Source organism: Dokdonia sp. MED134, assembly GCF_000152925.2.
Lineage (GTDB): Bacteria > Bacteroidota > Bacteroidia > Flavobacteriales > Flavobacteriaceae > Dokdonia.
Map to the genome: position 1 here is coordinate 1,392,927 of NZ_CP009301.1, position 7,074 is coordinate 1,400,000.

General features: G+C 38.1%; 5 protein-coding genes (1 of these 5 cut by a window edge). 3 read left to right on the plus strand and 2 right to left on the minus strand.

The genetic code is table 11. The features are described from left to right. Positions 1 to 14: 14 nt before the first annotated feature. Positions 15 to 272, minus strand: a complete 258-nt coding sequence (locus MED134_RS06255) for a hypothetical protein (RefSeq protein WP_021778216.1) — start codon at positions 270 to 272, stop codon at positions 15 to 17. A 138-nt stretch (positions 273 to 410) separates the two neighbouring features. Here MED134_RS06255 and MED134_RS06260 point away from each other — a divergent pair, with 138 nt between their 5' ends. Beyond that, positions 411 to 1,241 (plus strand): DMT family transporter, encoded by an 831-nt coding sequence (locus MED134_RS06260; protein WP_262485473.1) that lies wholly within the window; start codon positions 411 to 413, stop codon positions 1,239 to 1,241. A 78-nt stretch (positions 1,242 to 1,319) separates the two neighbouring features. Here MED134_RS06260 and MED134_RS06265 read toward each other — a convergent pair whose 3' ends face one another. Next, positions 1,320 to 4,181 (minus strand): M16 family metallopeptidase, encoded by a 2,862-nt coding sequence (locus MED134_RS06265; protein ID WP_021778214.1) that lies wholly within the window; start codon positions 4,179 to 4,181, stop codon positions 1,320 to 1,322. 169 nt (positions 4,182 to 4,350) lie between these two features. Here MED134_RS06265 and dinB point away from each other — a divergent pair, with 169 nt between their 5' ends. Together dinB and MED134_RS06275 are read left to right on the plus strand one after the other, a co-directional pair. Continuing rightward, positions 4,351 to 5,571, plus strand: coding sequence for a DNA polymerase IV (gene dinB, locus MED134_RS06270; RefSeq protein WP_021778213.1), 1,221 nt, complete (start codon positions 4,351 to 4,353; stop codon positions 5,569 to 5,571). A gap of 19 nt (positions 5,572 to 5,590) precedes the next feature. Further along, positions 5,591 to 7,074: the 5' end (the start) of a DNA polymerase III subunit alpha gene (locus MED134_RS06275; RefSeq protein ID WP_021778212.1), read on the plus strand. Its footprint extends 1,543 nt past the window's final position; the window shows 1,484 of its 3,027 coding nt (coding positions 1-1,484); its start codon is at positions 5,591 to 5,593; its stop codon lies off the right edge, out of view.

The following is a 7,074-nucleotide window of genomic DNA, read 5'->3' on the forward strand; positions in this document are numbered from 1 at the left end:
GATGCTAGATGAGACTAGTTATTGTCATCATCTCCATTATAATCATCTGTTCCTTCTATCTCCTCTTCAATTTCTTGTCCTGCATTTTCGATAGCATCTTCCGTTTCTTCGGCTGCGTTTTCTATTGCGTCACCAGCCTCTTCAAGACCATTTTCAATGTCTTCGCCTACTGCATCTGCAGAGTTTTCTACTTTATCTTGAGTTGTTTCTCTACAAGATACTGTTGAGAATGTAAAACCCATTAATGCTAGTACTATAACTACTTTTATCATAATAATAATTGTTTATTGGTTAGAGTGTAAAATTACGAGTTAAGTATCTCGCGCTGTGTTAATGAGTAGTTACAATAAACTTATATAATTCACAATTTTAAACTTAATATCAGATACCTTTGCGCCAAAATTTAAGACTTGCTAAAAGGAGTAATTTATATGCTTATTGCCGCATTCGCTTTTTCGTGGATGAATTTACTGGCAAAATATCTTGAAGATTTTCATCCTTTGCAGGTTGTCTTTTTTAGATGTGTAGGGACATTTATTTTCATATTTCCATATATGATCATTAAGAAGGTACCTATACTGGGAAGTAATAAACTCTGGCTAAGTGCAAGAGGTTTTTTAAGCTTTGCTTCACTTGCTTTATACTTTGTGGTCATACAACGCATACCGCTAGGATCTGCCGTGGCACTGCGTTATACAGCACCTATTTTTAGCGCCATATTTGCATTACTATTTCTTAAAGAGAAAGTTAAAACCTGGCAATGGGCAGCGCTTACACTCTCTGTGGTAGGTGCATTTATCCTTAAGGGGGTTGACTTTAGAATAGATACACTAAGTTTTGTTCTGGTTATTATTTCTTCTATTCTAGTAGGCGGTGTGTTTACTATAGTACGCTATCTAGGCTCTCGCGAGCACTACCTTACTATTATTAATTACTTTATGGTCTTTTCTATAGTAGGGAGTTTATTTTTTATACGACACTGGCGTATGCCCGTGGGTGTAGAGTGGTGGTATGTGTGTGGTATAGGTGTTTTTGGACTCTTTGGACAAATCTTTCTCACTCGCTCGTTCCAACTGGCAGACACGGCAACGGTGGCTCCTATAAAATATATGGAGCTTGTATATGCTTTAATCTTTGGCTACTTCCTTTTTGGAGAGACGTATGCTGGTCTTCCGGTGTTTGGTATGACTTTACTGGTACTTGGAATGCTCTGGAATGTGTGGATAAAAAGAAAGGGGTAGTAGTACGCTTTCGCGAAAGCGTAAAAAAAAGCGAACCCTAATTAAAGAATCCGCTTTGTTTTTAAAATATATAGTTTCTTAATCCTTTACCGTTTGCTTTTTCTCATTAAGTAATATAGGTGTGCCGTACCCTAGTTGCTCGAGTTTATCCATTTGTGTTTTCTTATCTCCTACTACGAGGTAAATCATTTTATCTGGATTAAGGTACTGCGCAGATAGTTTTTTAATTTCGGCTACTGTCATATTTTCAACTATAGACTGGCGCTCTTTTACATAATCTGGAGAGATGCCTAGGTTTGCTATATCATCTAGCATATTAAGTTTTGCTCCTATAGTTTCAAAAGCACGCGCCTGGCTTTTAAGCAAGAAACTTTTTGATACATCTAGATCATCTTCTGTAAAATTCTTTCCGTAGTTTTTTAAGATATCCTTTACGAGTGCTGTAGACTCATAGGTTACATTAGATCGTACACCACTTGAGATTGAGAATGCACCTGGCAATGTAGAACCAGAAAAACGAGATCTAATACCATAAGTATAACCTTTTCCTTCTCTAAGCTCTTGAGTGAGCTGTGAGGCAAAGCCTCCACCACCTAGACGGTAGTTCATCATTTGAGCTGGATAAAAATTTGGGTCTGTCTCTGCCATTGCTGGATACCCAAATCTCAATACAGATTGCTTTGCATCTGGCACATCATAAAAGTATACATTAGACTGCTCTGGAGCCTGAGGAACTACTGGTGTAGGTATCACCACTTCTTTAGACTTCCAGTTATCATTAAGTCCTGCTAGAGCACTTGTAGCAACACGCTCATCTATGGCTCCTACTACTTGTAGCTTTGCTACACTAGGAGAAAGATTATTAGTATAAAACGCTTTAAGGTCCTCTAGGGTTATAGACTTTACAGAGGCCGGAGTACCTAGCGTGTTTTGTGCAAGTAAGCTGTTTTCTCCATAGATTAACTTATCAAACTCAATAGCAGCTATACTATTTGGGTTTGCCTGTTGTTGCTCAAGACGGCTCAGGGTGCTTTGCTTTAAAAGATCAAACTCTGTCTCATCCCATCTAGGCTCTAGTAAAATCTCTTGTACAAGCGCTATGGTTTTATCATAATTTTTGGCAAGCGTATTACCTCCTATGTATACATTTTCTTTATCTGCATAGGTATAAATACTTGCGCCTAGACTTTCTATTTCATTTTCTAGCTGCGCAGTTGTTTTTGTCGCTGTACCTTTCATAAGTAAATCTGCAAGTAAGTTTGAAACTCCTACTTTTTTGATATCCTCAAGCAGTAAACCACCGCGTATATTCATTTGAAATTGCACTAGCGGCACCTCGCTATTTTCTATGCCATACACTTCAAGCCCAGAAGAGAGCGTTTCTTCCCACACGGTAGGAGCATTTATTTGTGGCGTGTCACCATATGGCGGCTCCTTAGATCTATCAAAAGACGACGGTGTACGCTCATATTCTGCTGCTATACTGGCGTCAAAAGACTCCTCTGCACCCTCTACTATTTTTTCTTCTACCACTTGTGCAAGTTGAGAGTCTTCTAGTATGAGGTCTGTTTGCCCTTTAGGAACAAAACTAGTAGCAATATAGTTTTTACCTTTTATGTAGGTATCATACACGCGTTGCACATCTTCTTTTGTTACTGCGAGTATACGCTTTACATCTTCTGAAATATAACCAGGGTCACCAGCAAAAATCTCATACTGCGCTAGCTGAAATCCTTTACCTAGCACACTAGACAGACCATTATAAAACTGAGTTTCTTGACCAGCTTTAATACGATCAAGATCTTTTTGTGAGATTCCCTCTAGTTCAAATTTTGTAAAAGCTTCATTAACTCCCACAAGTACATCATCTAGATCTTTACCTGGATATGCATTTACACTTAACGTAAACTCACCAGCAAGCTCAGACCCATAATTATACATTTGTACTCCAGCAGTAAGCTGCTTGTTATCTATAAGAATTTTATTAAAAGGAGCATTTTTACCATCTGCCAGATATGCAGATAGTACGTCTAGTGCATAAGAGTCTTTATCATAATTAGGCACCGTAGGCCAGGTCATAGTAAGTTGTGGTAGACGAGCAAAATTATCTTCATAATATAATCGCTTTGTTGCCTCTACTTGTACTGGCTGCTTCTCCATAGCAGGAATCTCTTCACCTCTAGGGATTTCTCCAAAATACTTTTCTACCCACTCCTTAGTCTGAGCGATATCAAAATCTCCAGCAATAGTGAGCGTTGTATTATTAGGAGTATACCAGCGATTATAAAAATCTTTTACATCTTGTAAGGTAGCATTCTGCAGGTCTTCTAGAGAGCCTATTACTTGCCAGTTATAAGGGTGACTTTCTGGGTATAAATTTTTTCCTACCACGTAGCGAGCGTGACCATAAGGTCTATTATCTACAGACTGTCTTTTTTCATTTTTTACTACTTGCTTCTCTTTTGCCAGTACTGGATCTGTCACCGTATTTATGAAGTATCCAAGCTTATCTGCCTCTGCCCAAATCATTTTTTCTAAAGCATCTTTTGGTACTGTTTGGAAGTAGTTTGTACGATCACGACTTGTAGATCCATTTGCACCAGAACCACCTATGCGAGCACTCATAGCATCTAGCCCACCTTTACCTAAGTTTTCAGATTCTAAAAACAACAGGTGTTCAAATAAATGAGCAAATCCCGTACGCCCTTCTATCTCTCTGGCAGAACCTACGTGTGCCGTAAGTGCAACTGCCACCACAGGGTCTGATGTGTCTTGATGGAGTATAACAGTAAGACCATTATCTAAAGTAAACTTCTCAAAAGGAACTTCAAATTGTGAGTTTTCCGCTTTCGCGAAAGCGGAATCACCTCCACCCTCTTCCTTACAAGAAAGGGCACTTATTACTAAAAAGCTTAGAGCTAAAAGACGCGTGATTTTCATCAAAAAATAGATTAAAATTTAAGTATTCAAGATAGCTAAAAATTAAAGACAAGTGTAAACAGATAGTGTTAAGAGAAAAGTCAAAAATCTAATGGCTGTTGATAACTTAAAAATAGCTCTCAATACCAAAATTAGGAATATTTCCATAATTTTGGATAAATTCTAAACTATGCAACGCACAATAATACATTTTGATCTAGACACTTTTTTTGTGTCTTGTGAGCGCAGGCTGGATAGTAGACTTATGGGTAAGCCTGTAATAGTAGGTGGTACAGGTGATCGTGGTGTGGTAAGTGCTGCAAGCTATGAGGCTCGCTCTTATGGTGTGCATAGCGCGATGCCTATAAAAGCTGCAAAGCAGTTGTGCCCTAACGGTATTTACATAAGAGGTAATGGTGGCACATACTCAAAGATGTCTAAGGAGGTGACAGAGATTTTACAAGAAGAGCTCCCCGTGTTAGAAAAAGCAAGTGTAGATGAGTTTTATGGAGATCTCACAGGTATGGATAGATTTCATAACGCTTATAAATACTCAAAAGAGTTGAGGCAGCGTGTGATGAGAGAAACAGGCTTGCCCATATCTTTTGGAATGTCTCCTAATAAAACGGTCTCAAAAGTAGCAACTGGTGAGGCAAAACCTAATAATGAGATTAAGATAGACCCTGGTTATGAAAAAACATTTCTCGCTCCTTTATCTATAAAAAAGATTCCCTCTGTAGGTCAGAAAACCTTTATTCAATTTTGTAATCTAGGAGTACGCACGGTAGATCTTGTGCAGCAAATGCCTGTAGAAATGATGACAGCCGTTTTCGGTAAAAACGGACGTATTATATGGGAGCGATGTAACGGCATAGATAACAGCCCTATAATAGCATATCACGAGCGTAAGTCTATATCTAGTGAGCGCACCTATGGGCAAGACACTACAGATGTAACAAAGCTACATACCACCATAAGTGCAATGGCAGAGAATCTTGCTTTCCAGCTTAGACGTGGTAATAAATTAACCTCTGTAGTGACTGTAAAAGTGAGGTACTCAGATTTTCAAACCTACTCAAAACAAATACGCATTCCCTACACCGCTGCAGATCATATTTTAATCCCAAAAGCTATGGAGCTTTTTAATAAACTCTATAATAGACGGATGCTCATACGTCTTGTAGGTGTACGATTTTCTGGACTTACAGAGGGTCATTATCAAATAGACCTTTTTGAAAACACAAACAAGACGGTAAATCTTTACAAAGCTATGGATGCCCTGAGAGATAAATATGGAGACCACACTGTAAGACGTGCAAATACTATAGGAGATGGCTCCAGAACTATAGGTAATCAAGGCAACCCCTTTAATGGGCAACCACCTATTCTTCTCGCTCACAGACACCAGTAATTTTTAATCCCCATTTAAAATGTATCTTAATAATCACTCATTCTACAGCCTTCGTTATGGCACTATCTCAGAGGTAGAGCTTGTAGATCTTGCTGCAAAGCAAGGTTTAACTTGCTTTGCCCTCACAGATATTAATAACACCTCTGGGTGTCTAAGCTTTATAAAAAACGCACAAGAAAAAGGAATTAAACCTATAGTGGGAGTAGATTTTAGAAATGGTAACCACCAGTGTTATATCACCCTAGCAAAAAACAATAATGGCTTTTTAGAAATCAACAACTTTCTATCTCACCATCTTCATCACAAAACTAGCTTTCCAGACCATAGCCCCATTTTCAAAGACGTAATCACTATATATCCATTTGAAAACGTTCTAGAACTAGAAAAAACAACTTTTAGTGATAATGAGTATATAGGTATTACCCACAAAAACCTTAATAAACTACGTTTCTCGCCACTTAGCAAGCTTACTCATAAACTTGTAATGTTACATACGGTAAGCTTTCGCGATAAGCGAGATTTTAACACGCACAGACTACTACGTGCTATAGATAAGAATATGCTTTTGAGTATGCTGCCTAAAAAAGAGGAAGGGCATCCAGAACATACATTTATAGAAGCTAAAGATTTACGACTACAATTTTCTCAATACCCTCACCTACTATCTAATGCAGAGCATATACTTAAAAGTTGCAGCATATATTTTAATTTTAAAAAAGGAAAACCCTCTCAAAATTTAACCACGCTTTTAGGTAGTGAAGAGAGAGATTATAAAAAGCTCGTGGCGCTTTGTAAAAAAGGATTACCAGAGCGATATAAGGATAATATTACATATGCAGTAAAACGGAGACTAGTAAAAGAACTTTCCCTTATAAGGCAGCAAAAGTATGTAGCCTTCTTTCTCATAAACTGGAAAATTATTGAGTATGCTCGTAGTAAGGATTACTTTTATGTAGGTCGTGGTAGTGGTGCAAATAGTATTGTTGCTTACCTATTGCGCATAACAGATGTAGACCCCATTGAGCTAGATTTATATTTTGAGCGATTTATGAATCTCTATCGCGCTACGCCACCAGATTTTGACATAGACTTTTCTACCTGGGATCGTGAGGATGTGACGAGATATATTTTTGAAGAATTTGGCTCAAAAGCACAAGTAGCACTACTAGGCTCTTACGTCACCTTTAAGCATAGTGGAGCTGTAAGGGAGCTGGGTAAAGTCTTTGGTTTGCCCAAATTTGAGATAGATAAATTAAGTAAAGGACGTTATAACAGTAGTCAGCTAGACAACATAAAAAAAACTATTATAAAGTATGCTCAAATACTGCACGGTAAACCTAATTACACAAGTATTCACGCAGCAGGGATTTTAATATCACAGCATCCCACGCATTACTTCTCTGCAACAAACCTTCCTCCTAAAGGTTTTCCCACTGTACAATTTGATATGCACATTGCAGAAGATGTAGGCCTGTACAAATTTGATATTTTGGGTCAGCGCGG